The sequence below is a fragment of the Enterobacter cloacae complex sp. P43RS genome (genome assembly GCF_014930585.1).
GTDB classification, from domain to species: Bacteria; Pseudomonadota; Gammaproteobacteria; order Enterobacterales; family Enterobacteriaceae; genus Enterobacter; species Enterobacter bugandensis.
Window position 1 is genome coordinate 1 of record NZ_JADBRJ010000021.1, and the last position, 26,545, is coordinate 26,545.

A 26,545-nucleotide genomic window follows, 5' to 3' on the forward strand; every position below is an offset into this window, starting at 1 on the left:
ATTTTTTATCATAAGTATCATACTCAAGATATTATTATTACAGATAACTTTTTACATTGTTATGCAGTTTCAAAATACAGACCAGAAAAAACTTTGATTTTACCATGTAATTACGACTTGGATAAATACATTGAGTGTTTTAATGATTTAACAGACCAAAATGACTTTCATGATATGCTTCATTTTAAAAAACTATCATCAAAAGAGGCTCTTTTGTTCACTTTGTTTTCTGAAGGAACAACAGATGACAACATTGCAATTATTCTTAACATAACAAAAAAGACAATAAGCACACATCGGCGTAATATTTTGCAAAAATTAAATTTAAAAAATAGACATGAACTTTATATGTATGCTCTGGCAACAAAGGAAGGGGTTTATGAGCATGTATAATATAATATCTATTGTATCGATAATGGTATTGATTCCATTCTCAATCTATTGTCTTTATGCTAATTATCGCATAAACGAAAAGAAGAGTATTACATCAGAAACAACACCATTATGGAGAAAGATTTTTCTGCCGCCTAAGTGATTAATATTTTAGCGGTAGGTTTTTAATGTTTAAAAGTTTTCCTCTGTGAATTTTAATATACCCCCCATCATTGAGGTCTTTTAGAACTTTATTTAAGGAGCTACGAGATATTGTACTTCTAGATAAAATGAATTTGAAAACTGAAATTTGAGATCTTTCATTTTCTGGTAATTCCCATATAGCTTCTAAGTTGTTTTTTATAATATCGTAGGCATTTTTTGATGAAAATCTTTGATCCCTTTTGAAAAAGTTTGAAGCGATTTCACAAGTCATTAAGAAAAAATGTTTCCACAAATCATTACTATCAGCCAGGCAGTTCAGTTCTATAGTTGGAATTGCTGTAAAGGTTGCATCCGTTGAAGCTCTGAAATAATGATAATCATTCTTTTCGAACATAAAAAATAACCCTAAAATATGAGGTGCATATACAGTGAAAATTAAAATATCGTCTGTTTTCCTATAAATATCTACTCTACCTTCGGTGAGAAAGTAAACATGTGGTTTATTATTGAGTGTGCTGTGTATCTGCTGTCCATTTGACGCATAAATGCGTATAAATTTGTTAGAAGCTTCAACAATCTCTAAGATATGGTCAAACATGATTTAATGCCTCTGCTATTATTTTCATTCTTAAAGTTTGATGTTAGGCAATCATATGATCTTTTTAGGGGATGGCAAGTTTAAATTTAAATATGTTCTTGTGTAATTATACATAATTTATCTATTAGTTAAATTACCAGCAGGCAGTTCTGGGTTCGTCAAAAAATATCAATCTATTATTCTCAATAGTCGTTTGGATGTGTATTTTGTGTTAGTTGATTGTTTGGTAGGGTGCTAATAATATATATTATAACTATTTATAATATATAGCGTGCTTACTAATGTTTTCCATGCTTGAGTATTGCTAAAAACACTTCTGCAATTCTATTTTTTTTGCGATATTTTCACTAGTCTACTCATTCTGTTTTGAATTATATTGGTTTTGAGTTTAATGTTAGAAAGAGGATTGAATATGTTACTTCTACTTTCATGTATTGTCTTATTGATACTGATAGTTGCTGTTGTTTACGTTATGCTATTGAATAAAAATAGCATGGATATAACGCAATTCATAGATTTACTATATAAAGATGATGAAGAGAAATAAATATTTAAAAGAGGTTGGATAGGTGTTAACTAAAACTCAAAAAAATATCATTTGGATGATTGCAGAAAAATCAATAGGCGTAATTGGTCTTTTCTTTATAAACGCTTTAGTAGCTAAATACTTGGGGCCTGTAGTAATTGGGCAAATAGCAATCGCAACTGCGATTTTTCAAATTATCCAAGTTGCCGCGGTTTTTGGTAGCGATAGTATTTTCTATAAAAGAATAACCACAAATTTACTGGGCGGCATTCAATTAATGTTGCCTGTATTCATATTGAGGAGTGCGGTATTTATATTTTTTGCATGTGCTTGCATCATGATTTTAAATGTGCAAATGGATTTAACAGGTATGGTGTTAGTGCTGTCAATATGTTTGGCATATTACTTTTACACAATTGATACATATACCAGCCTTAATGAGTCATTACTGAACTCTAGAATGAATGCTCTTGCAAACGTAACCGGACTTATTTTCGGTTTAGTAGTCAGAGCATTAATGGTTAAATATAAAGCTCCGGTTATCTTTTTTGGATTGCCTCTTATAATTATAAGCGCCACCCCTTACTTTTTGAAGTTATTTATATTCCGGAGGGAGTATAAAAGTAAAGTGTCAATAAAATACAAAGTATTAAGAAAAAGATTTTTTCACCTGAGTTATGCGGGTAGTATTCTCGTTATTCCTTCTGTTATTGCATCAATCTATCCGAGGTTGAATTTACTTGTAATATCATGTTTGTATGGTGATCATGATGTCGGCATATATTCAGTTTCTCAAACTCTTGCTACTAGTTGGAATTTCATTTTGCTATCATTGCTAACCTCTTGTTTACCAGCAATATTTCGAGAGAAAAGTAAATCAAAAATAATAAATCTTGGTGCAAGACTGCATTTGAATATCATTTTACTGTCAATTCCAGTAATATTGCTGATGACGTTTTTGATAAACTATATAATTTTCTACATATATGGGGGTGAGTATAATGAATCTATAGCGCCTTGCATTTTATTATGTTTTGCAACATTATTATCTACACTTGGAATGGCTTCATCAAAAATAATTGTTAAGTTTTCTGGATATAGATTTTTGCTATATAAAACTATATTTGTTTTGGTTTTTAGTTTGGTGCTTTCTTATTTGTTTTCTCTAAGGTTCGGGTTAATTGGTGCTGCCTTAGCGGTTATCATCACTGAAATTTTTTCTCTAACAATTTTTAACTACTTGTTCATGCAAGGTTTTATATTGTTAGTGCATATCGAAATAATAAAGGTTATTTGCGGGTGCGTTCAAAAGTTATTTAAAATAAAAGCGCTCGATAAAGATTAGCAAAGAGAAATCTTTATCTGAATAGGTTAAGATAAAAGTTTACGTCTAAAATTCATTCTTAATAAAAGATATTAATTGTTATGTTTAATTAAATTGGTAAGTCGTTTTGCAGTCCGGTGGGGTTTTAAAAATTAATATAAAGGAGTGTGTACTCCTTTATATAAATATTTTAATCCAATCTTTACCCCGATCATCATGATATCGAGCCGTTTGATTCGGTGACTTATGACCTAGCAACTTCTGAGTATCTATCCCTTGAATCTCATATAGTCTTTCCGCTAACGAGCGTTGTTCATGGAAAGTAGCTGGCGTGCCATTCCCCCAATTTATGTCTGATTTATCACGAGCCTTACTGAAGTTCATTGTTATTGTGTTCGACTTTACCTGAGCACCTCGTTCTGCCATTGAGGTTGCCCGAAAGAAGTGGATTAGGTATGGACTCACTGCATAGTCACGGCAACGTGCAACTACATCCCTCAAACTCCAGTCAATCGCGTTAAGCCTTAGGGATAGAGGGATCGCTAGCTTGCTCCCTGTTTTCTCCTGAACGACATGCAGATGGTCATCCCAAATATCGCTAAACTTCATGTTGGAGATATCCCCAAGGCGTTGACCAGTAACGAGTGCCAATAGCATTGCATTACCCATGTATTGATGGCGGGCATCAGCTATCTCGAAAATCTTTTGCCATTCGTCAAGGTTAAGACGCTGTCGGGTAATCCGTCGGCGTGGTTGTTTTGTAGCAAGAGCCGGGTTATAACCCGGCGGTACCTCGCCATAATGCTGTGCTTCCTTGAAAACATCGATCAAAACAGAGCGGATTACCTGGGCCATCCTCGGTTGACCTTCTGCAACATAGGACTCCAGTATCTGGGCAACATCCCGAACATCGACGGATGAAATCAATTTCATTCCCACGCTCTCACGAAGTAGGGCTACTGGTTTAGCCTTTTGTTTATGAGTGTTCGGCTTGATATCACCATTCTCCAGTCTTTCATCCTGAATTTTCCAATAACGATCTAACCACGTATTTGTTGTTATCGCCTTTTCTTTGCTGGTGGCGATCTTGTCACTGAGAGCCAAAACCTGCCTAGTGCGCTGTTCAGCTAGTCGCTCATTAGCTTCGATTGCTATTGCTGTTGCTTCAGCCTCGTTAGTTCCGAGGCTGTGAAATTTACCAGTAATAGGATGCTTATAACGCCAGTAGATTTTATTTACCTTACGACTGTAGAGCGGATAAAGATTAGGTATCTTAACGTTGTTTTTACGTGGTCGGGCAGCCATCAGACAGTATCCTTTGAAGCATAGGAGAATCAGATTTTTTAATAACGGGCTGGGTTAAATTACCTGTAATCTCGGCATCTTCTCTTACCCGCCAGTATCTTCCTTCTTTGGTGGCCGGGGGAGTGAACATGCTCTCTTTAGCGTATCGGCGTAAAGTATTCAGACTTGGGGGATTACTCCGGTATTTTTCCGCAGCCCATTCTTCTAAAGTCAGCATTTGAAGCATATGATTTACCTCATAATGGCCCATATCAGAGCCATTTTCTGAAATTAAAAAATCAGTGTTCAGTCAGACGCTGCCAGATTGCAGACACGTATTTGATCTGATGATGAGCATCCGAAATAGCCTTGTGAGGTTCTCCCTCAAATGGGATCTCATAGCGAGGCTTGCAGCCAACGGCTTTACCCAACTCGACAATTGTTCTTACATCCCGGTTATTCCAGAACTTCCATGGGCAGGGGATCCCCGTCCGGTCGTAAGATGCCTCAAGCAGGACATTGTCATAAGTGGCACCATTACCCCAGACCTGAACAGAATCAGGGCCGTTACCCCCACTCAGGATTCACGCGACATCATTAACGCCGCGGTAAAGTGCCTGGACAAAATCTGGAAGGATGGCCACCGGTACCAGAAGGCAGGGATCATGCTTGGGGATTTTTTCAGCCAAGGCGTGGCCCAGCTCAACTTGTTCGATGAGAACGCGCCGCGTGCTGGTAGCGAGAGGTTGATGGAAGTTCTGGATTATCTGAACGGGAAAGATGGAAAGGGAACGCTTTATTTTGCCGGGCAGGGCATACAGCAGCAGTGGCAAATGAAGCGAGAAATGTTGTCGCCTCGATATACGACGAGATATTCAGACCTGCTTAGGGTCCGATAAATTTTCCTGATGTCTTGGGCCGCGTCAGGAGGAAAATTATTGCCGAACGTCTAGCCCTTCTGCCTCCTGTCAACAAGCTTAGCTTTCTGAGATACGCCAGGCGCAAGGAAATCAATATTAACATCAAACGATTAATGCAACAAAAATACGATTAAAGATATTTTATTGCGTGCCGATAGTGCTTTTTTAAAAGGAGAAATCTATGTCTGTCACAATTCAGGGGAATGCCTCAACTGCCATTTTAAACAACTCCGCCCCGGAAGGAACATCAAAAATAGCCAAAATCATGAGACAAATTCAAGTGCTGACTGAAAAGCTTGGGAAAATCTCATCGGAAGAGGGGATGACGCCAGAGCAGAAAAAAGAAATGGCTGCACTAGTACAGAAGCAAATTGAAAGCCTCAGAGTTCAACTTGAACAGTTGTTACGGCAGCAGGCAGAGAAACAGAATAAGGATGCGAAAGTTCAGCCTGATAACAAAGTAGAGAGAAAGGACGATACAAATACTGCCGGCACCATTGATATTTACGTCTGAGTGGTTGCCGTCTCGACACACGCATTAATCAGTGGCGTATTATCCCACCATTCGGGCGCGTAAGACCACAGGACTGGATCAAGATGCAGCTGCTCGTTGCGTTTGCTCAGGAGCAGCACCTTGGTACCGGGCGAGACGATGTTCCTGCCTATAGGTTCCGGGTCGTATGGAATGTCGCGATCGACTTCATCGGCCAGATAGGCCAGATAGGCCAGATATTCTTCACGCGTTTGAGCTTGTGCAAAACGTCCGCACATAGAAACCTCCAGCCAAGTCTCAAACTCAAAGTATAGAGCAGGGAGAGAAGGAGGAGCGTAGCGAACCCATTAAGAGATTAATCAATAAAACCAAAAAGTGGTTATCAAAACCCAAAAATCATCATAACTAATCAATAGGTTAGCTTGTGGTCAAAAAAGTGTGATGAACGCGCCAATTATGAGTTTTTGATTGAAAAATCAATGCATCATGATTGATTTAATGAAATACTGCTGCGTCATATGGAATGGTTCGAAGCCGCAGACCTGATCGTCAAAGGTATGGAAGGCGCGATCAACGCGAAAACCGTAACGTACGATTTCGAACGTCTGATGGAAGGCGCTAAGCTGCTGAAATGTTCAGAGTTTGGCGACGCGATTATCGCGAACATGTAATCCAGATTCTGGGTTAAACAAGAGCGGGGGCCTGAGGGTTCCCGTTTTTTTTGCTTCTGCCTGCAGGAAATAACACGATGCTCGCTACTGTTCTTATCGCTGTCGTTGCATTCATCCATATCTACATTCTTGTGCTGGAAATGTTCCTGTGGAACACCAGAACAGGGCACAAGGCCTTTAATCTGCGTCCCGATTTTGCGCGCGACACCCGCGTGCTGGCCGCGAATCAGGGGCTGTATAATGGTTTTCTGGCTGCGGGTCTGCTCTGGAGCCTCTGGCTTGGTGAAAAGGGTATATCTGTGGCCATCTTCTTCCTGACCTGCGTGTTGATTGCCGGACTCTTTGGCGCAGCGACCGCCAGCCGAAAGATACTGTACGTTCAGGCCATACCTGCTCTTGCAGCCCTGCTTGCCCTGCTTATCTGACGCAACGCGTTGGTTAACCGTACGTCGTCGGATATACTTGTGGCTTCACCCTCAGAGATTAACGCTGTTATGAATAACGAAATCCCACTGAAGTATTATGACATCGTCGAAGAGTACGCGACGGAAGCCACAAAGCCCGTGAGTGAGTCAGAGCAGGACTCGCTGGCGCATTATTTCCAGCTGCTTCTCACGCGTTTGTCGAATAATGAGGAGATCGATGAGGAAGCTCAGCAGGAGATGGCGCGTGAAGCCGGGGTTCGTGCCGAACGTATTGATGATATTGCGAACTTTCTCAATCAGTGGGGAAACGAGTAACCTACCGCGCGATCCCAGCGAGTCGCTTCGCAAGCTCGCTTCGGGTGACGGATTTTGAGAAATACCATCCCTGAATCAGCGCTTCGGGGTATCTTTCAGCAATAAAGCGATACTGTATTTCGCTCTCTACGCCTTCGAAAACAAGCGTTTTATTCAGTTTTGCGAGGGCGTCGCTAAAGATGACAAAAATGTTCTGCTTGTAATGTTCACTGATGCCATCGACCAGCGACTTGTCGATTTTGATCTCATCATATTCAAGCAGCGAAAGCCTTGCCAGGTTTGAGTTTTGCACCCCGAAGTCATCAATGGATATTCTCACGCCAAGGTTTTTTAAATCCTTGCAGAAATCTTCCAGAATATTCCCCGTTGAAATGGCTTTTTCAGAAAGCTCGATTTTGATCAGAGAGAGCGGAATATTATTAGCTAAACAGCTACGGCGCAAAATGCTGATAAACTGTCCGTCTTCAATTTCCGTTCGGCCAACATTGAGCGAAACAACCAGATGATATTTAATAATAAGTGGCGCGATATCCGAAAGGGATTTTTGGAGAATATTTATATAGTAATTTTTATACAGGCCAATTTTTTTGATTAATGGAATAAACAGTTCCGGGGAGACGTCACCGTATCTTGCGTCACGCCATCTCGACAAGACCTCCACGCCTACAATTTTTTTATCCTCAATCCGAACAATGGGCTGGTAATGAACGCCGATGGTATTAGTGATAACAGCTTTGACCAACGTCCGCTCCAGGGAGAACCGGTCCTCGTTGAGTCGAAAGAAAAAGAGCGTTATCGCAATCCAGATAAAACATAAAATGATCGCGAGAACGATAAATAGAACGGGAGATAACGAGGCCAGTCCTGCGTTGTGATGCTTCACAATGACGCACAAATCCCACGTGGTGCTGCACCGGGTGAGGGTCAGGGTAAACAAGGAGGAATTCAGTTCGTTCTGTTGGTTTAATTCAGGCGTAGCCGAAAAAAACGTTCTGCTTAAGTCCCTGGTGGTGGTGCTCAGAGAATAGCTCTCCGTAACCGGGGTGAATTTATCGTAAGCATAGCGGGAGGTGAAGATAATGTGATTATTATAGATGGCCGCATTGCCGGTAAAAAAATCTTTTCTCGAAAATTGCGCGAGGAGAAATCCTCTGGGCGTTTCATGGAGCTCTTCAGGAAGCGGGACAGGATTAACGAGTTTACCCCAAAAAGCGGTACAGACTATTTTTCCCTTTTCAATAAAACCGACGTCAGCGACATAGCGGCTTTCGAGCTTAACCTGCCGGTAGCGATCGAGGCTGTCTCTGTCGCATCCCTGTGTGGTCAGGTTTTTGAGCGTCTGCGCTATGCTCTGGGTCAGACTTTCTGAATGCTGTAAAAGGGTTCGGGAAATCTCAAGCTGTTTGCTTTTCTGCTGGCTCCCGATAACTGCATTAACCGCAAAAAGAGACAGGAAGACCAGAAACGCTGAAACGATAGTAACGGCAATGATCTTTTTCATTTTCCAGATACCCTGTCCGCTCCCTCATCTCTCAAATCTTATCACAGGCAGTGCAAGCTACAAGCCTGATAATAACGGCAGCCGTTATGCTTAAGTGCAATTTGTTTTCCTCTTAACCTGAGCTTTGTTACAGTGACAAGAGTTGTCAGCCAGGGATGCCAGGCGTGATAAGGTGGAAAAGCTCGTGCATGTGAAAAATACTTTTTACACAACAACCATTACCGTCATCATTGTCTCATTGATTGTTTCATTGTCGCTTGCCGTCCAGATTGCCACGTCCCGACAGCAGTCAATCCAGCAAATCAATACCAGCGTTGCCAACCTGAGCCATACCCTTAACGTCTACACGGAAGGGATCATTCGCCAAAGTGAATTGTTGATTACCACCGTTTCCGACACAATCGAAATTTATGGTATGACCCCGCAACAGGCGATCAATATTCAGCGAATGATAAGCAATCAGGATAATCTTCTTACTCAGATTAATAATGTGGTTGTCTATGATGCGCATGGGGATATCTTCACTGCATTGCACAAAAATTTTGCGGGCCCCCATAATGGCGCGGACAGGGCATTTTTTGTCTATCACAAGGAAAATAAAAGTCAGCAGATTTATATTGGTGAGCCGGTGATAAGCAGAACCAATGGTAAATGGGTTATTACTCTTAGCCGACGCCTTGAAACCCACACCGGTGCATTTAACGGTGTTGTGGTGGTGACGCTGGGTATCGAAAATTTTCTGGCGCTTTATGGACAGATTAATATTGGTCACGCGGGCGTTATTGGTTTAACGACGCAAGCAGGTGTTTTACTGATTCGTTATCCCTTTAAAAATAACTATATCGGTACGATTTTTTCTGACTCACCTCTCTTCAGAAAATACCTCAAGGTACAAAATACAGGGATAGCCAGCTCTGTCTCCAGGTTTGATAAAATCGAACGCATTTATGCCTATGAGAAAAACAGGCGCTACGGACTGGTTACGACGGTAGCGGTAAGCATTGATGAAGCCCTTTCACCGTGGCGCAAGCAGGCGATTCAGCTTGCCGCACTTATTTTGGTGTTTACCGCGACGCTCATCGTGGCGTCCTGTTTCCTCTATTCCGACTTATCCAGAAAAGCACGGGATAACAAAGCGCTAAAGATTATTGCCTCGGAGGATGCGCTGACAGGGCTTTATAACAGGCGCATCTTTGATGAAAAAATCCTCTCGGAAATTGCGGCGTGTGCGGCAAAGGACGCGCCGGTTTCGCTGCTCCTTGTGGATGTGGACTACTTCAAAAAGTACAACGATAACTACGGTCATCCGGAAGGGGACAGATGCCTGGCGTTGCTGGGAAACTGCCTCAGGGAAAGTCTCACCCGCGACAACCAGATTGTGGCGCGGTATGGCGGGGAGGAGTTTGCGCTGATTTTGCCTGAAACGGATATCCAGGAGGCGCTCCGCCTTGCGCAGACGATTATTCGCTATGTTTTCACTCAGCAAATTGAACACGCGTTTAGCCCCTTCGGGCGGGTCACGGTAAGCGTAGGGGTCTCCAGTGCGCGTGCTGTCAACATCGCGGGTAGCCAGCAGAATATTATTAATGCTGCCGACCAGGCGCTCTATCAGGCAAAACGCGGCGGGCGCAACCGGCACGCTTTCGTTGGGGCTTGATCAAAAAAAAGCCCACTCATGAGTGGGCAAGAAATACTGGAAGCAATGTGAGCAATGTCGTACTGAATACCTAAGTGTTTTTCTCAACTATTCAGTGTTGAGAAAGATAATCTTTCTCAATAAAAGATGCAACCCCACAGTTCTTGTGGAAGGGCATGTTGATGAAGAAATGCGCAGACTCTCTCTGTGAGGCTTATCACAAATTTCCTTTCTCAGATCCTGTGCTATCCTTTTTGTGTCGTTGATTTAATGACAAAAACCATACAGAGAGGAAAGTTATGGGAATTTTATCCTGGATTATCTTTGGGCTTATTGCGGGTATTCTGGCGAAGTGGATCATGCCGGGCAAAGATGGCGGTGGGTTTATCGTCACCATAATACTGGGTATTGTCGGCGCGGTAGTCGGCGGTTGGATCAGTACGCTGTTCGGTTTTGGTAAAGTCGATGGCTTTAACTTCGGCAGTTTCGCGGTCGCGGTGATCGGCGCGCTGGTTGTGCTGTTTATCTACAGAAAGATCAAAAGCTAATACTGAAGCGTTAAAAAGGCTGCCATATGGCGGCCTTTTTACGTAACGGGTTTACCACCAGCCAAACTGCGTGCCGGCAAACGCCACGACGGCAACGATCAACATTATAAGGGTGGTTTTTCTCATTTATGGCCCCGGAGCAGCGTAACCACCGACAAAAAACCACGCCAGAAATACCACCGCCGTTATAAAAATAACGACCGGGAAGAGGATCCCTATTCTCATATCATCACCTGTTTCGGTTTTTATAACGCCGTAGAGTGTACGGGGTTAATCCATCGCGAGAAAGCCTGTTTTGCTTTTTCCTTTCTTATCCTGATACATCGCGATATCTGCGGCACGTAACGCACTGTCCGGATCGGTTACGCTGGGATCCACTTCGATAACGCCGAGGCTGGCACCAGGATAAATGATGCTGATGCTACCCAGCCAGTATTCTCCCGCAATTCGGGCGCTGAGGCGCGTTCTGAGAAGGTGGATTTGCTCCTCATTCTCGACGTTGCTCAGAGTGGCCACCAGAAACTCATCGCCGCCCAGCCGGCCGATGATATCGTCCTGCTGTTTTTCTGCGGTCAAACGCTTGCCCACTTCAATCAGGAACTGGTCGCCTGCTTCATGCCCGTATCGATCGTTAATCAGTTTAAAATCATCCAGATCGATAAAGGCAATGATGGCGTTACGTTTCAGATGCCGCGCCAGCGAAAACAGGGTGGTCAGATCCTCAAAAATGGCGCGACGGTTGGGTAACCCTGTAAGGGCATCTGTGTAGGAGTGGGCGATAAGCGCCGCGTTGGCTTCACGGAGCTGGGTCACCAGAGACTCTTTCTGAATATACTGACTAATCAACCCGGCGAAGAGTTTTAGCATCTGCTCGCCGCGCGCGCTGAGCGGTTTTTTTGCCGTGCTGGTGGCGCAGAGCGTACCGTAAAGCGAGCCATCGGCAAGATGAACGGGGATGCTCATGTAAGTGGTAATGCCAAGTGCTTTCGCCGCTTCACACTCCGGCCAGCGCTCGGGGACATCGTTACTGAATAATGTGTCGCTATCCAGCGCGCGCTTACACAGCGTTTCATCCCATGGCACGCTTAACCCTTCCGGGATAGTCATCTGCTTGCTGTTTCGGGCATAGAGGATATGCTGCAGCCGGGCTGTTATATCCACCTTCGTCAGATACGTCGACTCCATGTCGGTGACGATTTCCAGCATCTCCAGCAGCTGACGAACGAGGCTTTCAAGGGATTGCTCGGTGGCAAGGGTTTCTGAAACGCGAGCGAGGATAAGATCCGACATGACGTAGAATGACTCCCAGGCAGAAGACGTCTGCATCTGCATGTTATGCTGAATTTTTAGGCTTCCAGCATAGTAAAACATGAATATAGAAAATTTAATATATGCAGAGGTAGGCAGCAGGCGGGAAAAAAAGCCCCGTTGTTGAGAACGGGGCAAAGACATCTTGATTACGGAATGATGTTCTCTGGTCAAAGTGAGAACATGCCAGACTGTAGCGTTGAAAAGTGCAGTTAGAATGGAGAAATCATGGAGAAAGCGGCGACAAGCCGTTACCCTTAGCCAATGATGATGTCAAAAGGATCAACAAGATGAGATTTCTGCTACTGGCGCTGGCGCTTCCCCTGGTTGCCTGCACCGCAAAAACAACCCCACCCGACGCCCCGAAACCGCCGCACGCCGTGGGCATGGCGAACCCGGCTTCCGTTTACTGCCTGGAAAAGGGCGGGGAACAGGTCCCAATTCAAAGCCCGCAGGGGGTCCGCACCGAGTGTAAGCTGCCCGGTGGCGAAGTGATCGACGAATGGACGCTCTATCGTCGCGATCATCCGCAACCTGCCAGGTGACAGAGGGACAGTAGCTGCGATACACTTCTCTTTAGGATTATTCTTAGCCAATTTCTGGCTACCGTTACCGCGAGAGAAGTATGTTTCAGCTTAAACCGGGCAGCGTGGCGATGATCGTCGGTGCCCGCACGGCGTCAGGCCGTCGCAATATTGGTAAATCTGTGGAGCTATTTGGTCTTTGCCAACCCGGCCAGCGTTTCGTTAACCCGGTCAACGGCGTGATGACGCAGTTACCCGCAAGCGCGGACCGCGCGCTCTGGCTGGTGACGGGAGACGTCTACGCCTTTGACAATCAGCACGGCTTTGCGTTTGTTCGCGCCGAACACCTGATGCCGCTCACCCCGGACGAAGCTCCGCAAATTCAGGATGAGCTGGCGGTCAGCTGATCACAGATGGCGCAGCCAGTCGGCTAAGACCAGAGCGTGATTCTGCTTCGTGTCCTTCGCGCCGTAGAGCAGTGTTACGGTCTGCTTTTTCGCCAGCGCCGCCAGACGCTCTCCTTCGTCCTTATGCTGCGCCAGCTCTTCCTTGTAGGCTTTAGTGAAGGCCGCGAAATCAATCGCTTCGCTATGAAAGTCCTTGCGTAACGCGCTGGACGGTGTGAGCGTTTTACACCATTCGTCATATGCGAGGTCTGTTTTTTTCACCCCACGAGGCCAGAGCCTGTCCACCAGAACCCGATAGCCATCGCCCGGGCTCGCCTGTTCATAGACGCGTTTGCACTGAATCATGATTCCACCCTCCCAATTTAAGGTATTGTGATAATTGCAGAAGATCGGTAGTCTGAGGTTCCTTATGTTATCTGATAATACTCTGGCATAAGGAACCTTTCATGGAACACCTCCCGGTTAAAACGACGCTGCGCATTGCGCTGGTTGGCGATTACAATCCTGATGTTATTGCACACAAGGCGATCCCGCTGGCCATTGACGACGCCGCCGCGGTCCTTGACCTCACCGCCGATTACGACTGGCTTGCCACCACGGAATTAACCAGTTCTGAGGATCTGGTGGGCTACGATGCCATCTGGCTGGTTCCCGCAAGCCCCTATAAAAATACCGAGGCGGCCTTTATTGCCGCACGCTACGCGCGTGAAAACAGCATTCCGTTCCTGGGCACCTGCGGTGGGTTCCAGCATGCGTTAATTGAGTATGCCCGTAACGTGCTGGGCTGGAGCGACGCGGCACATGCTGAGACGGATACCGAAGGCACGATGGTGATTGCGCCGCTGACCTGCTCGCTGGTGGAAAAAACCGATGCTATTGAGCTGCGCAATAATACGTTGATCGCGAAGGCCTACGGAAAGCCGGAAATCGTAGAGGGTTATCACTGTAACTATGGCGTATCGGCGGCGTTTGCTCAGGAACTGGAGAGCGGTGATATGCGCGTGACAGGCTGGGACGAGCAGGGGGAAATTCGCGCTGCGGAGCTGGTGACCCATCCGTTCTTTGTGATCACCTTATTCCAGCACGAGCGTGCTGCGCTGGAAGGGCGTCCGGTGGTGCTGGTGCAGGCAATGCTGCGCGCGGCGCGCGGGTAAAAAAGGCAGACCCGATGGTCTGCCACTGTGTTTATCGGGGCGCGATTTCCCGGTCGCGCCCGGCAAGTACGCCGCAGATGGCCATGACGACAGCGGCCAGCGCGCAGGCGAGAAGCGGGATCCGCCAGTCTCCAGCCGAATCGTGAATTTTACCCATCAGCGGCGGACCGCAGGCGGCGAGCAGATAACCAATAGACTGTGCCATACCGGACAACGCTGCCGCCTGGTGTGCGGAGCTGGCGCGCAGGCCGATGAACGTCAGGCCGAGGATCATCGTTGCCCCGGTACCAAAGCCAAACACCAGCGTCCACATCACCGCCATCTCAGGCATAAACCACAAACCCGCCGCGCTAACCGCGCACATCAGCCCAACCGCTCCGGCGATGGTTCGCTGATCCTTCAGGCGCTGGAGGACGAGCGGAACGGCAAGCCCCGGCACGGCCGTGGCAAGCTGTAAAAGGCCGTGCACCGAGCCGGCCTGCGCTTCGCTGAAGCCATGGCTGAGCAGTATTGCCGGCAGCCAGCCGATGATGACGTAATAAATCAGCGAATTTATCCCCAGAAAGAGCGTCACCTGCCAGGCGAGTGCCGAGCGCCAGATCGCGCGGTTATGCAGCGCGCCTGCGCCCGTTACCGTTGCGACGTGTTTTTGACGCCACTGCGGTAGCCAGAGCAGCAGTGCGACCAGCGGAAACGCCATCAGCATCAGCAGCGCGCCATGCCAGCCCGCATCACCCTGAGCCAGAGGTACGATCAGCGCCGAGCCTAACGCGGCAGAGACACCCATCGTCAGGGAATAGGCGCCGGTGAGTTTTGCCACCTGACCCGGAAAGTCACGCTTAATTAAGCCGGGCAGCAGCACATTCCCCAGCGCGATCCCGCAACCAATCACCGCCGTTCCGATGAAAAGCAGGGTAGCGGAAGGCAGGGAGCGAACCGCAATCCCGATGCAAATCAGCATCAGGGCGATAAACAGGCTGCGCTCCATGCCGATACGCCGGGCAACGCCCGCCGCGAGCGGGGAGACAAGAGCAAAGGCCAGCAGGGGCAGGGTGGTCAGCAGACCGGTTTGCGCCGTGCTTAAGCCATAATCAAGGCGAATGGTATCGAGCAGCGGCGCTGCGCCGGTAAAGGTGACGCGAAGCGTGGTGGCAATCATCAGGATGCCTGCAATCAACAGCGCGCCCTGTTTTCCTGAGGTGCGAAGAGCAGTAGTCATTGTGTTCTCATACGTTCAAGCGAGCGCACACAATACCGATTTTCTCAGCGGTTGAAATCAGGCTAAAATGACAGTTTATCGCTAATATCGGACAACCTGATGATTGGTCTGGGACTGGACGGCTACGATCCTGATAGCCAACACGATGCGGCCGTCGCGTTTCGCATCCGCGTGGTGACGGAAGAACAATATATTCCGCAGCATCAACACCGTAAGGGGCAACTGATTCTGGCCCTTGGCGGCGCGATCACCTGCGAAGTGGAAAATGCGATGCTGATGGTACCGCCCCAGTATGCCGTCTGGATCCCAGGCCAAATGCCGCACAGCAACAGGGCCACGCCGGGGGCGCAGCTCTGCTTTTTGTTTATTGAGCCTGGTGCCGCCAGCCTGCCCGACCGCTGCTGCACCCTGAAAATCTCTCCCCTGGTGCGGGAACTGATTTTATCCCTGGCGGAGAAATCACGTGAACAGCTGCATCTAGCGGCCACATCGCGTCTGGTGGACGTCTTGTTTGACGAGCTGCCGCTCCAGCGCCAGGAGCATCTGCAGCTGCCCGTCTCTCCCCATCCTAAAATTCGGCTGATGAGCGAGAAGATGGCGGAAGAGCCCGCCGCCTGGCAGACGCTGGCGCAGTGGGCGAGCCATTTCGCGATGAGTGAACGCAACCTGGCGCGGCTGGTGGTCAAAGAGACCGGTTTAAGCTTTCGCCGCTGGCGTCACCAGCTTCAGCTGATCGTGGCGTTACAGCATTTGATTAGCGGGAAATCGGTGCAGCAGGTGGCACAGTCTCTGGGCTATGACTCTACCACCGCGTTTATCACCATGTTCAAAAAGGGGCTGGGCCAGACGCCGGCGCGTTACATGGCCAGCCTGACTATGACTTCCCGATAAACAGGGACACCAGCCCTGCCGCAATCAGCGGGCCTACCGGCACGCCGCGGAAGAGCGCCACGCCGAGTACCGTGCCCACCAGCAGGCCCGCCACCAGCGAGGGCTGGCTGCTCATCAGCGTCACGCCGCGTCCGCCCAGCCACGAAACAAAAATCCCCACCGCGATCGCCACCAGTGATTTCCAGTTCACAAACGAGTGCAGCAGCGTTGAGGCGGGAAGGGTGCCGCTGGCGATGGGAGCCATCACCCCGATGGTTAAAATGATGATCCCGATGGTGAGGCCTTGTTTTTCTATCCACGGGAAAAAGGTATTTAACGGGGTCACGCGCACAATAATCAGCACCAGAATCGAGATGGCGACGGTGGTGTTATGGCTGATAAAGCCGAGCGCGGCGAGCGCCAGAAGAATGAGCAGAGTCGGGTCAAACATGGGGGATCCTTGCCAGAATAATTATCCTGCTTACTGTACGCGTAAACGCGGCGGAGGACAGCGTTTAAAAGATTTTATCGCTGTCATTACCCTGTCATTTACGCGGATTAAAACGAAGGCAGGTATCGCAAAGGGATCGCCATCATGAACGATCACATGTTTGTTGAAACGCTCATTATCTCCTCATCGTTTTTCGCTATTGCCGTGATTCTCGTCGCCTCCGTGCTGTTTCTGGAAAGAAGAGGCTAGCGCCGTCACGACGACGCTTTATGGAAGTTTACAAGCTCAGGACGGGCGATGCGCAGGTAATCCTGGGTGTCCATGATCACGGATTTCTCCAGTAAACCGGCGTTAAAAGCAATTTCGTCGAAACGCTCGAACAGCAGCGGGTCGGCCACCAGCGCCAAATCAGGATGGAAGCTAAAGGGCGGGATCGCGCCTAAAACGCAGGCGGTAAGGGTATCGACCTCGGCCGGGCTGGCGAGGGAGGCTTTAAGCCCGCCAAAATGGCTGGCAAGCTGGCTCAGATCGGCCTGCAGGTCGGCGGCCAGAATCGCCAGTACGTGTTTTTTAACGCCGTTGCCCTTCACCTTGCAGACCAGGGCTTTTGCCCCCTGGCGCAGATCGGTCCCGCGAATTTCACTCACCGCTTCGCATTTCCCCACCGCCTCGTGCTCCATGACGCGAAAACGCGCGCCCTGCTCGGTGAGTAAGGTAATCAGCTGATGGTGGGTACTTGTCCCCATAACGTCGTCAGTCATCACAATTTTCCCGGTGATAATCCAGTATGCAGCTTGCTACATTAGCACGAGATAAACGGGGTCGAAAGAAAACAGCCAGCGGATTCGCTGGCTGTTGGGTTATGCGTTGCTGGTAGCAGATTGCTTGTGGAACAGCTCCCTGAACACAGGATAAATATCATCCTGATCGCGGATATGCTGCATGGCAAAGTTATCGAACATGGACTGCAGATGTTCATATTCCCGCCACAGGGTCTGGTGGGCGCGACGGGTGATTTCGATATAGCTGTAGTAACGCACCACCGGCAGAATTTTCTTCGCCAGGATCTCGTGACACAGCGGTGAGTCGTCGGCCCAGTTGTCGCCATCCGACGCCTGTGCGGCATAAATGTTCCACTGCGCCGGGTCGTAACGCTCTTTCACTACTTCATCCATCAGCTTCAGGGCGCTTGATACGATGGTCCCCCCGGTCTCCTGGGAGTAGAAGAACTCATGTTCATCCACCTCTTTGGCCTGGGTGTGATGGCGGATATAAACCACTTCCACGTTCTTATAGGTTCTGCTCAGGAACAGGTAGAGCAGGATATAGAAACGCTTCGCCATATCCTTGGTGGCCTGGTCCATCGAGCCGGACACGTCCATCAGACAGAACATCACGGCCTGGCTGGAGGGTTCGGGACGTTTTTCGTAGTTCTTGTAGCGCAGGTCGAAGGTATCGATAAACGGCACGCGGTCGATCTTCGCTCTTAGCTCGGCAATCTCTTTACGCAGGCGCTCCTCTTCCAGCAGCTGCGCCGGCTCCGTGTTTTCCACGACCTTCAGGCTGCTCTCCAGCTCGCGCAGTTCGCGACGTTTGCCTGCCGTCATGGCCGTGCGACGCGCCAGAGAATTCTGCAACGAACGCACAACGCTGATATTGGCGGGCACGCCGTTAGCGGTATAGCCCGCGCGATGGGTTTTATACTCGTTAAGCTGACGATGCTGATTCTTTTTCAGATTCGGCAGCGCAAGGTCCTCAAACAGCAGGTCGAGATATTCATCTTTCGAAATCTGGAAAACGAACTCATCCTGGCCTTCACCGTCCTGGCTGGCCTGCCCCTGACCGCTTCCTGAACCACCGCCGCCGCCCTGAGGGCGCTCAATTCTGTCGTTCTGAACGAAGTGGTCGTTACCTGGATGAACGCGATGGCGCAGGCCGCCGCGCCCCTGATGAAACATCGGTTCGCTGATGTCATCGGTAGGGATGGAGACAGACTCGCCGCTGTCGACGTCGGTCACCGAGCGTTTGTTGATGGCCTCGGAGATCGACTGTTTAATTTGCGCTTTATAACGGCGCAAGAAGCGCTGGCGGTTCACCGTGCTCTTATTTTTGCCGTTAAGACGCCGGTCAATAAACCAGGTCATATACCCCCCGTACTGCATTTGCCAACTTGCGTTTTTGTTGGCCCGGCAGGCGCAGGCGCTACCGGGCACTTGTTTTAGGACGATTTACGCACGCGCAGATACCATTCGCAGAGCAGGCGAACCTGTTTGCGGGTGTAGCCTTTTTCCATCATACGGTCGACAAAATCGTCGTGTTTCTTCTGCTCGTCGGTTGAGGTTTTGGTGTTAAACGAGATCACCGGCAGCAACTCTTCGGTATTGGAGAACATTTTCTTCTCAATAACCGTGCGCAGCTTCTCGTAGCTGGTCCAGTTCGGATTGCGCCCGTTATTATGCGCTCTGGCGCGCAGGACGAAGTTCACAATCTCATTACGGAAGTCTTTCGGGTTGCTGATCCCGGCAGGCTTCTCGATTTTTTCCAGCTCCGCGTTCAGGGATTCACGATCAAACAGCTGGCCGGTATCCGGGTCGCGGTACTCCTGATCCTGGATCCAGAAGTCAGCATAGGTGACATAGCGGTCGAAAATGTTCTGCCCGTATTCTGAATAGGATTCCAGATAGGCCGTCTGGATCTCTTTGCCAATGAACTCGGCATATTTCGGGATCAGGTAGCCTTTCAGGAACTCAAGGTAGCGTTCAGCCTGCTCCTGCGGGAACTGCTCGCGCTCGATTTGCTGCTCCAGGACGTAGAACAGATGAACCGGGTTGGCCGCCACTTCCGCGTGGTCGAAGTTAAAGACCCGGGAGAGGATCTTAAACGCGAAACGCGTGGAGAGGCCGTTCATCCCTTCATCAACCCCGGCGTAATCGCGGTATTCCTGGTACGATTTCGCTTTCGGGTCGGTATCTTTCAGGCTTTCACCGTCGTAGACGCGCATTTTCGAATAGATGCTGGAGTTTTCCGGCTCTTTCAGACGCGACAGGATGGAGAAGCGCGAGAGCGTTTCCAGCGTGCCCGGAGCGCATGGCGCATGCACCAGCTCACTGTGGTTAAGCAGTTTTTCGTAAATTTTGATCTCTTCGGAGATCCGCAGGCAATAAGGCACCTTGACGATGTACACGCGGTCAAGGAAGGCCTCATTGTTTTTGTTATTACGGAAGGTTACCCATTCCGATTCGTTCGAGTGGGCGAGAATAATCCCGTTAAACGGCAGGGCGGAGATACCTTCCGTCCCGTTGTAGTTCCCTTCCTGGGTCGCCGTCAGCAGAGGATGCAGCACTTTGATCGGTGCTTTAAACATCTCGACGAATTCCATAATCCCCTGGTTGGCGCGGCACAGCGCACCGGAATAGCCATAGGCATCCGGGTCGTTTTGTGCGAAGTTTTCCAGCTTACGGATATCGACTTTACCCACCAGCGCCGAGATATCCTGGTTGTTCTCATCACCCGGTTCCGTTTTGGCGATAGCGATCTGCTCCAGGATGGATGGCCACACTTTCACGACGCGGAATTTGGTGATATCACCGCCAAATTCGTGCAGGCGTTTTGCCGCCCACGGCGACATAATGGTGCCGAGGTAGCGACGCGGGATGCCAAACTCTTTATCCAGAATTTGCGCATCTTCCTGCGGGTTAAACAGGCACAGCGGATGGTCGTTCACCGGGCTGCGTTCGCCGTTGGCGCTCAGCACATAAATCGGTACGCGCTGCATCAGCGACTTCAGGCGTTCAGCCAGCGAGGATTTACCGCCGCCGACGGGGCCGAGTAAATAGAGGATCTGTTTCTTCTCTTCCAGACCCTGGGCGGCATGCTTCAGATAGGAGACAATCTGTTCAATGGCATCTTCCATACCATAGAACTCTTCGAACGCCGGATATCGGGCGACCACCCGATTCGAAAATAGACGGGAAAGCCGTGGCTCCAGGGCAGTATCAACCATGTTTGGCTCACCGATAGCCATCAATAGCCGTTCTGCCGCATTGGCATAGGCACTGCGATCTTGCCGACAAATGGTAAGAAACTCCTGCAGTGTGAACTCTTCGTCCTTGGCAGCTTCGTAGCGCTGGCGATAGTGATCGAATATATTCATGGCATGCCGTCCTTTCGTTTTTTAGCACAGGATAAGAGCCGTTCGTATGAGTAGTGGAGGCTCCCGGAAGAGAATCTCTCGCACCCCACTGCCAGAGCAGCAACCTGTGTGCCAGGTCAGACGCTAAGAACCGCAGGTGTTCAGGAAAACTCTTCTTAAATTTAAGCGTAGATGGCATTTGCCAAACTTGCATGCTGAGAAAAACTAATTTCAATGACATATCAATAACTCATCCAAAAATTTCCACCCGGGTTATAAGGCTTAAGCACGTTTTTCATTCAGCGGTCATATAAATGAAAGCGGGTTGTCATCTGAAAAGTTAAAAATAATGGGTTAATCAGACTGATTAGCAGGCAAAAAATTTTGGGATGTACGGGAATGGCGGTTACACTTCACCCGCTGATTATTTGACTACAGGAAAGAATGGATTGTGACCAAACTCAAACTTCTGGCATTGGGCATCCTTGCCGCGACCGCAGTTAGCACCGCTCAGGCGGAAAGTCAGTGGACGGTGGGTGCGGGCGTTGGCGTCATTAACAGCCCATACAAACAGTATGACCGCGATGTTTATCCTGTACCCGTTATCACCTATGAAGGCGATAACTTCTGGTTCCGCGGTCTCGGCGGCGGCTACTATCTGTGGAACGATACGGCCGATAAGCTTTCTATCATGGCCTACTACGATCCAACGCACTTCAAGCCGGGCGACAGCGACAGCCACGCGCTTCGCCAGCTCGACAAGCGCAAAAGCACCATGATGGCCGGGCTTTCATACGTGCATAACACCCAGTATGGCTTCCTCCGTACGGCCCTGGCGGGTGATACGCTGGATAATAGCAACGGCTTTATCTGGGATCTGGCGTGGTTGTATCGCTATACCAACGGTGGGCTCACCCTGACGCCGGGTATCGGCGTGCAGTACAACAGTGAAAACTACAACGACTATTACTACGGCGTTTCTAAAAACGAGTCCCGCCGCAGTGGGCTGAAAAGCTACAGCGCCGATGATGGCTGGGATCCTTACCTGGAGCTGACCGCGAGCTATAACTTCCTTGGCGACTGGAACGTCTACGGTACCGGCCGTTACGAGCGTCTGAGCGACGAAGTGAAGGATAGCCCGATGGTTGATAAATCCTGGGCTGGCATCTTCTCGGTGGGTGTGACCTACAAGTTCTGATTGTGCATTATCGCGGTGCAATCATTGCATCAAAACGGGGCGCTTGCGCCCCGTTTGCTTTGGTGTGGTGCAGCGACCTTATCGCTTAACGATGCGAATTGTCTGCCCTAAACGAGACGGCTTTTCCTCGCTCGCTTTCTGCGGGGTGGTTACGCAGGCCGTTTCCACGCAGACGAACGTTTTGTAACCGTCATCAGGGATGTCGGCCATGCTGATGGAGAGTGCAGGCCCCGGGTTCCAGCCCACCACGTTGCTGTGATGGTGATGAACCACCTCAATGCCGCGGTTCAGAGCACCGTCGTGGATCACGCTGCACGCTTCCGGATGCAGATAGACGCGGTCAGTACGGTCAGGGAACGCCTGAACGCCGTCGCTCAGCTTACCTTCCTTCGCGTTATCAACTTTGTCGATAAAGGTATCGCCCAGGCCGCTCACCTTCACTGCATTGATGTCACCCACGTTGAAGTAGGTATGCAGGGCAGAGGTGGTCTCGAACTCGCCGTGGGCTTCCAGCTCAATCTCGCAGCTCTGACCCAGTTTGAAGCGGGCATACAGGGTGAAATCATGCGGCCACAGGGCGCGGGTTTCATCATTAGCCTGCAACTCAAAGGTCAGCACTGCGCCGTTGTCATCTTCGTTATGCGCTTTCAGCGTCCACTGCTGGTTACGGGCGAAACCGTGAGAAGGCAAACCCGGCTGTACGGACGGGCCAAACCACGGCCAGCAGATCGGTACGCCGCCGCGAATCGCATCCCCTTTTTTGAACGAGGTGGCGTCACTCAGCCACAGCGCTTCCGCTTCGCCTTCCGGTTTCCAGGAGAGCAGGTGTGCGCCGTTCAGCGCCACGGAGGCTTTAACGCGCGGGTGGTCAACGACGATAACGTCGGCACCGTCAATCTGACGGCGGGAGAGCACAGGGGTAAGTTGTTCGACTACCGGAAGTGCAAAAATTTTATTTATCATTAAGCAATCCTCTGTCTAAAAAACAATAAAAAAGGCGACCGAAGTGGCCTGTCTTTATCTTCGAAATTCAGTGAGTTACTGTTTTTACAGTCAAGTGGTTACAACATTCTACAGCATAAAACCGCGCCTAACATCAGTCTTTAGGGCAATTTGTGGACACGCAAAAATGAAAAAGCCCCGCATTGCGGGGCTATTTATTTATGCTGTGATTCACATCCATCCAAAACCACGAGCCATGATTCCAGCAAGACCTAGCGCGACGGCGATCAGGGCACCGAAGGTGATTCTGAAGTCAGTGTGCATATCAGTTCGAATATCTCTGATATCACTTCGTAAATCTTTAATATCGCCTTTAAGATCCTGAATATCTCGTTTGATGTATGAAATATCTGACTCAATGCGAGCTACGCGACCGTCCATTGAGGCATCGGAACTTGAAGCATCACTTCTGCGCATACCCACTTGTCTAATACCTCCATACGCGAAAGGCCGGAGAAATTATTCCCGCATTGCGCCACATCATTACCTGGTGATCCGTCTGGGTTGCCGCTGGCAGTTGTTGAGTATGGATGGCGGCAAGGTCTGGTCATTGCTGACCCACGAAAAATACAACGTGGAAAGTAAGAAATGACGGATTTCGCCTGGCCCTGGAATAAGCCCCGCCCTGCTATCGGGGCGTTTACCTTTGAATCTGCAAAACTTGCCCCGCTCGCCGGGGCGGTGGCGCATCATCCTGCCGTTGAAAAGCATATTGACCGGCTTATCAAACGTGCCGGTTATAACCCGGCTGAGGTACGTAATCGTGGAGCGCTGATCCATGCGATGGACAAATATGAGCCGCACGGCCTGCCGTTTGCCATACATTAAGAAATGGTCAGAAAAGATATGGCCGCCGCAGCCGCATGGGCCAGCACGCCGGAAGGTGTGGAGGCCCGTTTGTTGTCTGAGCCGTTTTTTATTCGCGAAGTCTGGCGCAAAAAAATCGACTGGTTACGCGCCAACCGTGAAGCCCGACACTTTAATGATTTTCTTATGGGGACCGTGAAAAAATCATTACTGCGTCTTGATGGCGTGCGCAGCAAACAAGGCGTTGCGACAGACGTTAACAGCGAACTGGCCACCTACTGGCATGGCCGCTGGCAACGCCTGGCAGATTTCACCAAACGGGAAGCGTTAAGCGCCGCGCATGAGATTGCCAACCGCCTGGCGGAAATGCTTGAAATCGAATGCGCCGCTTTGGTCCTGACCGCCGAGGGCATGAGCGTTGAGGAACTGGACTGGATTTATTGCCACCTGGGTCGCGAAATGCTGGCCCTTCGCGTTGTGCCGTCCGCATGGACCGCGCCGTGGGAACGTGATCGAATCTTTACCGCCATTCTGCGTATGTGCTCGCCGGACTGGTCGGGCCGTAAAATCTGGCGTCTTCGTTGTGACTGGCGCGAAAACCAGTTGCGTGCAGTCGGCGCAGTTCATCGCAAGGCCCACGCCTATGTAAGCGCATCAAGTCTGGCTGAGTGGCAGGAACAGTGCCGGAAGAACCGCGAATTTTTCAAGAGTCATGAGCTTGTAGACGAAGACGGCAACGTTTCATCGCTTGAAGATATGATAAACAAGTCCACGTCCAATCCGGCGATCCGCCGCCATGAGCTAATGGCGCGTATGGCTGGCGTGGAGCTTGTCGCACAACAGCGCGGCGATGTGGGTATCTTCCTGACCATCACTTGCCCGTCCAAATATCACAGCAATGTCGAATCTGGTCACCATAACGGCAAGTGGAATCACACCACCATTGCCCAGGCGCAGCGGTATTTATGCCGCGTATGGAACCGCGCAACCGCCAAACTGAAGCGTGAAGATTTGCGCCCTTATGGCTTCCGTGTCGCAGAGCCACACCACGACGGCACGCCGCACTGGCACGCCCTGTTATTCATGCCGCAGGCGGAAGTTAAAGCCACAGTCGCGATCCTTCGCGCTTACTTCATTGCGGAGGACCGCGACGAACTGGGCCGCAATACCGGCGCTCGCTTCAAGTCCAAAAAAATGGACCCGCGCAAGGGGTCAGCAACGGCCTACATCGCGAAATATATTTCCAAGAATATCGACGGCCACGCGCTGGCCGGTGAGCTGGACGACGAGACGGGCAAGCCGCTGAATGAAACGGCCAAATATGCAATGGCGTGGGCATCGCTTCACCGCATCCGCCAGTTTCAGCCGCTGGGCCAGCCGCCTGTGTCCGTTTATCGCGAACTGCGCAAACTGAGCAACCAGCTAACCAACCAGCGCAAAATCGCTAATACCTTCAAACGTGGCGCGGCAATGCTGGCAGATCCCGAAATGGATGCGGTCTGCGCCGCTGCCGATGTGGGTTGCTTCGCCACATACATTTTGCGCCAGGGCGGTGTGTTGATCCCGCGTGAAAACTATGTCGTCCGCCTCGCCTATCAACCAGCCGATGAAATGAACGCCTACTGTGAGATCCCGGAAAAGGTCTTCGGGGTCTGGTCGCCACGTCTGGGCGAAGGGTCGCGCATTTGTACGCGTCTGGTTAAGTGGACAATCCGCGCCAAATCCAATGCAGCCACCGGGGCCAAAAGCGGCCCTGGTTTGGGGGGTGATGTTTTGCCGTCGCCACCCGGCGACGCTTGGAGTTCTGTCAATAACTCTACGGAAGATGAAAAAACACCGATTTTTCGCCTGATGTGGGGGACGTGGCAGTAGATTCTGAGTAAGAAATGGTCGATTTTGATAACCTTGATCAGGCGGCACATCGCAAGCTTATGCAGCGGCTAAGGGAAACTCCGTTAAAAAAAAATTCTACTGACACACCATATGAGTTAGGAAGTGATCTAGAACTCACCTGGCGGAGTGCTTTTAACGCTAGGCTGGAAAAACAACAAACGGAAGAGGCTTGTGTGACTTTGTTACAGCCCGCAGTGGAAAGATTAATATCAGAAGGAATAATACAGAAGCTAAGTATTAGCAGAGGGCAAGCTCTTTCTTTACTCCGGGGGGGTAAGCTGAAAGTAGGTTGCAAAATTTACCGCTCATCACCATTTGGCCGGTTGTGGATTGAACGCAGTAAATCTTATGATCTTGTCGTGACTCATCTAGGGCTTCGGCTCAGTACTTTGCATGGGGTAGATAGCAAAAAATTTAGATTTGATCCTTTCGGGGAGTATTTGAAAATGTTGAAAAGCATACTCTAGAAGGACTTTGGGGAAGTTTGGTACTTAAGTGTCCAACTAATATGTAGAAAGATTCCTCCGATACTCTTTTCGATTTTTTTTTCGTCAAACCTGGTAGAGGATCTAGCAATAATCATTCATTTTGTATAATGTGAACTGGAAAAATCTGAAATTGTAAGTTCTATACAAAAGCTTAAGGTTACCTATGGACGAGTATATCTCTGAATTTTTATATAATTATTACGATGAAGATAATAACTACAGGAAACTATTGTTATGGCTTATCCTCGATAGGAATAACAACGCCAGCAAAATTACGGCTAGATTGAAGTACGCCCAAGAATATAAAAACATAT

Annotated in this window: 31 protein-coding genes and 3 pseudogenes; 18 read left to right on the forward strand and 16 right to left on the reverse strand. The window is 49.3% G+C overall.

The features are described from left to right. A partial coding sequence (locus IM294_RS21660; RefSeq protein ID WP_193360393.1) for a LuxR C-terminal-related transcriptional regulator occupies positions 1 to 393 on the forward strand: 393 nt, incomplete at its 5' end. A gap of 142 nt (positions 394 to 535) precedes the next feature. Here IM294_RS21660 and IM294_RS21665 read toward each other — a convergent pair. After that, positions 536 to 1,135, reverse strand: a complete 600-nt coding sequence (locus tag IM294_RS21665; RefSeq protein ID WP_052445443.1) for a helix-turn-helix domain-containing protein — start codon at positions 1,133 to 1,135, stop codon at positions 536 to 538. Positions 1,136 to 1,704: 569 nt separating this feature from the next. On the opposite strand from IM294_RS21665, the gene IM294_RS21670 reads away from it, so the two are divergent. Continuing rightward, positions 1,705 to 3,006: a polysaccharide biosynthesis protein gene (locus tag IM294_RS21670; protein ID WP_333061242.1), complete on the forward strand. Its 1,302-nt coding sequence runs from the start codon at positions 1,705 to 1,707 to the stop codon at positions 3,004 to 3,006. 156 nt (positions 3,007 to 3,162) lie between these two features. On the opposite strand, the gene IM294_RS21675 is transcribed toward IM294_RS21670, so the two are convergent. Genes IM294_RS21675 through IM294_RS21685 form a run of 3 tightly spaced genes read right to left on the reverse strand, consistent with a single transcriptional unit; the run spans position 3,163 to position 4,853 of the window. Further along, a complete protein-coding gene (locus IM294_RS21675) occupies positions 3,163 to 4,290 on the reverse strand; it encodes a site-specific integrase (protein WP_040017164.1) in 1,128 nt (375 codons plus the stop codon). Then, a complete protein-coding gene (locus IM294_RS21680) occupies positions 4,271 to 4,516 on the reverse strand; it encodes an excisionase (protein ID WP_071785721.1) in 246 nt (81 codons plus the stop codon). Before IM294_RS21680 ends, IM294_RS21675 begins: the two co-directional genes overlap by 20 nt. A gap of 52 nt (positions 4,517 to 4,568) precedes the next feature. Continuing rightward, positions 4,569 to 4,853: a 3'-5' exonuclease gene (locus tag IM294_RS21685; RefSeq protein ID WP_193360395.1), complete on the reverse strand. Its 285-nt coding sequence runs from the start codon at positions 4,851 to 4,853 to the stop codon at positions 4,569 to 4,571. On the opposite strand from IM294_RS21685, the pseudogene IM294_RS21690 reads away from it, so the two are divergent. Together IM294_RS21690 and IM294_RS21695 are read left to right on the forward strand one after the other, a co-directional pair. Continuing rightward, positions 4,827 to 5,168: pseudogene (locus IM294_RS21690) on the forward strand (DUF4113 domain-containing protein); the annotation flags it as partial. The gene IM294_RS21685 and the pseudogene IM294_RS21690 overlap by 27 nt on opposite strands. A 202-nt stretch (positions 5,169 to 5,370) precedes the next feature. Continuing rightward, entirely contained in the window at positions 5,371 to 5,703 is a 333-nt protein-coding gene (locus IM294_RS21695; RefSeq protein ID WP_040017211.1) for a FlxA-like family protein, read from the forward strand. On the opposite strand, the pseudogene IM294_RS21700 reads toward IM294_RS21695, so the two are convergent. Then, a pseudogene (locus IM294_RS21700) lies at positions 5,703 to 5,960 on the reverse strand (SOS response-associated peptidase family protein); the annotation flags it as partial. The gene IM294_RS21695 and the pseudogene IM294_RS21700 overlap by 1 nt on opposite strands. A gap of 222 nt (positions 5,961 to 6,182) precedes the next feature. Between IM294_RS21700 and IM294_RS21705 the strand changes: the two are divergent. The 3 genes and pseudogenes from IM294_RS21705 to IM294_RS21715 form a co-directional block, all read left to right on the forward strand. After that, positions 6,183 to 6,353: pseudogene (locus tag IM294_RS21705) on the forward strand (NADP-dependent isocitrate dehydrogenase); the annotation flags it as partial. A 77-nt stretch (positions 6,354 to 6,430) separates the two neighbouring features. Continuing rightward, entirely contained in the window at positions 6,431 to 6,778 is a 348-nt protein-coding gene (locus IM294_RS21710) for a DUF1304 domain-containing protein (protein ID WP_028012754.1), read from the forward strand. Positions 6,779 to 6,847: 69 nt separating this feature from the next. Further along, the gene (locus tag IM294_RS21715; protein ID WP_028012755.1) at positions 6,848 to 7,093 is read left to right on the forward strand and encodes a DUF2543 family protein; all 246 of its coding nucleotides are present in this window, start codon (positions 6,848 to 6,850) and stop codon (positions 7,091 to 7,093) included. 1 nt (position 7,094) lies between these two features. Here the strand turns inward: IM294_RS21715 and IM294_RS21720 are convergent, their stop codons facing one another. After that, complete coding sequence (locus tag IM294_RS21720; protein WP_126817548.1) at positions 7,095 to 8,594, reverse strand: EAL domain-containing protein; 1,500 nt, start codon at positions 8,592 to 8,594, stop codon at positions 7,095 to 7,097. 172 nt (positions 8,595 to 8,766) lie between these two features. Between IM294_RS21720 and IM294_RS21725 the strand changes: the two genes are divergently transcribed. After that, entirely contained in the window at positions 8,767 to 10,251 is a 1,485-nt protein-coding gene (locus tag IM294_RS21725; RefSeq protein WP_370552631.1) for a sensor domain-containing diguanylate cyclase, read from the forward strand. A gap of 278 nt (positions 10,252 to 10,529) precedes the next feature. Beyond that, positions 10,530 to 10,778 (forward strand): GlsB/YeaQ/YmgE family stress response membrane protein, encoded by a 249-nt coding sequence (locus IM294_RS21730; RefSeq protein ID WP_028012758.1) that lies wholly within the window; start codon positions 10,530 to 10,532, stop codon positions 10,776 to 10,778. Between the two features lie 126 nt (positions 10,779 to 10,904). Here the strand turns inward: IM294_RS21730 and IM294_RS21735 are convergent, their stop codons facing one another. Both IM294_RS21735 and IM294_RS21740 read right to left on the reverse strand, forming a co-directional pair. Next, positions 10,905 to 11,003, reverse strand: coding sequence for a YoaK family small membrane protein (locus tag IM294_RS21735; RefSeq protein ID WP_126817546.1), 99 nt, complete (start codon positions 11,001 to 11,003; stop codon positions 10,905 to 10,907). Between the two features lie 45 nt (positions 11,004 to 11,048). Then, positions 11,049 to 12,068, reverse strand: coding sequence for a sensor domain-containing diguanylate cyclase (locus tag IM294_RS21740; protein ID WP_126817786.1), 1,020 nt, complete (start codon positions 12,066 to 12,068; stop codon positions 11,049 to 11,051). Between the two features lie 308 nt (positions 12,069 to 12,376). Here IM294_RS21740 and IM294_RS21745 point away from each other — a divergent pair, with 308 nt between their 5' ends. Continuing rightward, positions 12,377 to 12,631, forward strand: a complete 255-nt coding sequence (locus tag IM294_RS21745) for a DUF333 domain-containing protein (protein ID WP_045261615.1) — start codon at positions 12,377 to 12,379, stop codon at positions 12,629 to 12,631. An 80-nt stretch (positions 12,632 to 12,711) separates the two neighbouring features. Then, complete coding sequence (locus IM294_RS21750; RefSeq protein WP_045261614.1) at positions 12,712 to 13,017, forward strand: periplasmic protein; 306 nt, start codon at positions 12,712 to 12,714, stop codon at positions 13,015 to 13,017. Here IM294_RS21750 and IM294_RS21755 read toward each other — a convergent pair whose 3' ends face one another. Beyond that, the gene (locus tag IM294_RS21755; protein WP_041910484.1) at positions 13,018 to 13,362 is read right to left on the reverse strand and encodes a DUF488 domain-containing protein; all 345 of its coding nucleotides are present in this window, start codon (positions 13,360 to 13,362) and stop codon (positions 13,018 to 13,020) included. 101 nt (positions 13,363 to 13,463) lie between these two features. Between IM294_RS21755 and IM294_RS21760 the strand changes: the two genes are divergently transcribed. Next, positions 13,464 to 14,171, forward strand: a complete 708-nt coding sequence (locus IM294_RS21760) for a CTP synthase (protein WP_028012763.1) — start codon at positions 13,464 to 13,466, stop codon at positions 14,169 to 14,171. A gap of 31 nt (positions 14,172 to 14,202) precedes the next feature. On the opposite strand, the gene IM294_RS21765 is transcribed toward IM294_RS21760, so the two are convergent. Then, a complete protein-coding gene (locus tag IM294_RS21765) occupies positions 14,203 to 15,390 on the reverse strand; it encodes a CynX/NimT family MFS transporter (protein ID WP_126817544.1) in 1,188 nt (395 codons plus the stop codon). 99 nt (positions 15,391 to 15,489) lie between these two features. On the opposite strand from IM294_RS21765, the gene IM294_RS21770 reads away from it, so the two are divergent. Further along, positions 15,490 to 16,281, forward strand: coding sequence for a helix-turn-helix transcriptional regulator (locus IM294_RS21770; RefSeq protein ID WP_041910482.1), 792 nt, complete (start codon positions 15,490 to 15,492; stop codon positions 16,279 to 16,281). Here IM294_RS21770 and IM294_RS21775 read toward each other — a convergent pair. Further along, positions 16,265 to 16,711 carry a DUF441 domain-containing protein gene (locus IM294_RS21775; RefSeq protein ID WP_008500737.1) on the reverse strand — a complete coding sequence of 149 codons (447 nt, stop codon included), beginning with the start codon at positions 16,709 to 16,711 and terminating at the stop codon, positions 16,265 to 16,267. The two genes, IM294_RS21770 and IM294_RS21775, sit on opposite strands and share 17 nt — an antisense overlap. 144 nt (positions 16,712 to 16,855) lie before the next feature. Here IM294_RS21775 and yoaI point away from each other — a divergent pair, with 144 nt between their 5' ends. Then, positions 16,856 to 16,960, forward strand: a complete 105-nt coding sequence (gene yoaI, locus IM294_RS21780; protein WP_088205013.1) for a small membrane protein YoaI — start codon at positions 16,856 to 16,858, stop codon at positions 16,958 to 16,960. A 5-nt stretch (positions 16,961 to 16,965) separates the two neighbouring features. On the opposite strand, the gene IM294_RS21785 is transcribed toward yoaI, so the two are convergent. From IM294_RS21785 to yeaG, 3 genes are all read right to left on the reverse strand, one after another. After that, positions 16,966 to 17,472 carry a YbaK/prolyl-tRNA synthetase associated domain-containing protein gene (locus IM294_RS21785; protein WP_126817542.1) on the reverse strand — a complete coding sequence of 169 codons (507 nt, stop codon included), beginning with the start codon at positions 17,470 to 17,472 and terminating at the stop codon, positions 16,966 to 16,968. A gap of 99 nt (positions 17,473 to 17,571) precedes the next feature. After that, entirely contained in the window at positions 17,572 to 18,855 is a 1,284-nt protein-coding gene (locus IM294_RS21790; protein WP_028012767.1) for a YeaH/YhbH family protein, read from the reverse strand. A 74-nt stretch (positions 18,856 to 18,929) separates the two neighbouring features. Further along, a complete protein-coding gene (gene yeaG, locus IM294_RS21795) occupies positions 18,930 to 20,864 on the reverse strand; it encodes a protein kinase YeaG (RefSeq protein WP_014883443.1) in 1,935 nt (644 codons plus the stop codon). 430 nt (positions 20,865 to 21,294) lie between these two features. Between yeaG and IM294_RS21800 the strand changes: the two genes are divergently transcribed. After that, on the forward strand, positions 21,295 to 22,041 hold the full coding sequence (locus IM294_RS21800; RefSeq protein ID WP_048959711.1) for a MipA/OmpV family protein: 747 nt from the start codon (positions 21,295 to 21,297) through the stop codon (positions 22,039 to 22,041). A 78-nt stretch (positions 22,042 to 22,119) separates the two neighbouring features. Here IM294_RS21800 and IM294_RS21805 read toward each other — a convergent pair whose 3' ends face one another. After that, on the reverse strand, positions 22,120 to 23,004 hold the full coding sequence (locus IM294_RS21805) for a D-hexose-6-phosphate mutarotase (RefSeq protein WP_045261609.1): 885 nt from the start codon (positions 23,002 to 23,004) through the stop codon (positions 22,120 to 22,122). Between the two features lie 210 nt (positions 23,005 to 23,214). Beyond that, positions 23,215 to 23,460: a hypothetical protein gene (locus IM294_RS21810; RefSeq protein WP_227015734.1), complete on the reverse strand. Its 246-nt coding sequence runs from the start codon at positions 23,458 to 23,460 to the stop codon at positions 23,215 to 23,217. A gap of 171 nt (positions 23,461 to 23,631) precedes the next feature. Here IM294_RS21810 and IM294_RS22150 point away from each other — a divergent pair, with 171 nt between their 5' ends. Genes IM294_RS22150 through IM294_RS22290 form a run of 3 tightly spaced genes read left to right on the forward strand, consistent with a single transcriptional unit; the run spans position 23,632 to position 26,210 of the window. Then, on the forward strand, positions 23,632 to 23,871 hold the full coding sequence (locus IM294_RS22150) for a hypothetical protein (protein ID WP_227015736.1): 240 nt from the start codon (positions 23,632 to 23,634) through the stop codon (positions 23,869 to 23,871). A gap of 18 nt (positions 23,872 to 23,889) precedes the next feature. Next, positions 23,890 to 25,722 (forward strand): replication endonuclease, encoded by a 1,833-nt coding sequence (locus IM294_RS21815; protein ID WP_311388686.1) that lies wholly within the window; start codon positions 23,890 to 23,892, stop codon positions 25,720 to 25,722. 14 nt (positions 25,723 to 25,736) lie between these two features. Further along, positions 25,737 to 26,210: a replication protein gene (locus tag IM294_RS22290; RefSeq protein ID WP_311388687.1), complete on the forward strand. Its 474-nt coding sequence runs from the start codon at positions 25,737 to 25,739 to the stop codon at positions 26,208 to 26,210. Positions 26,211 to 26,545 lie beyond the last annotated feature (335 nt).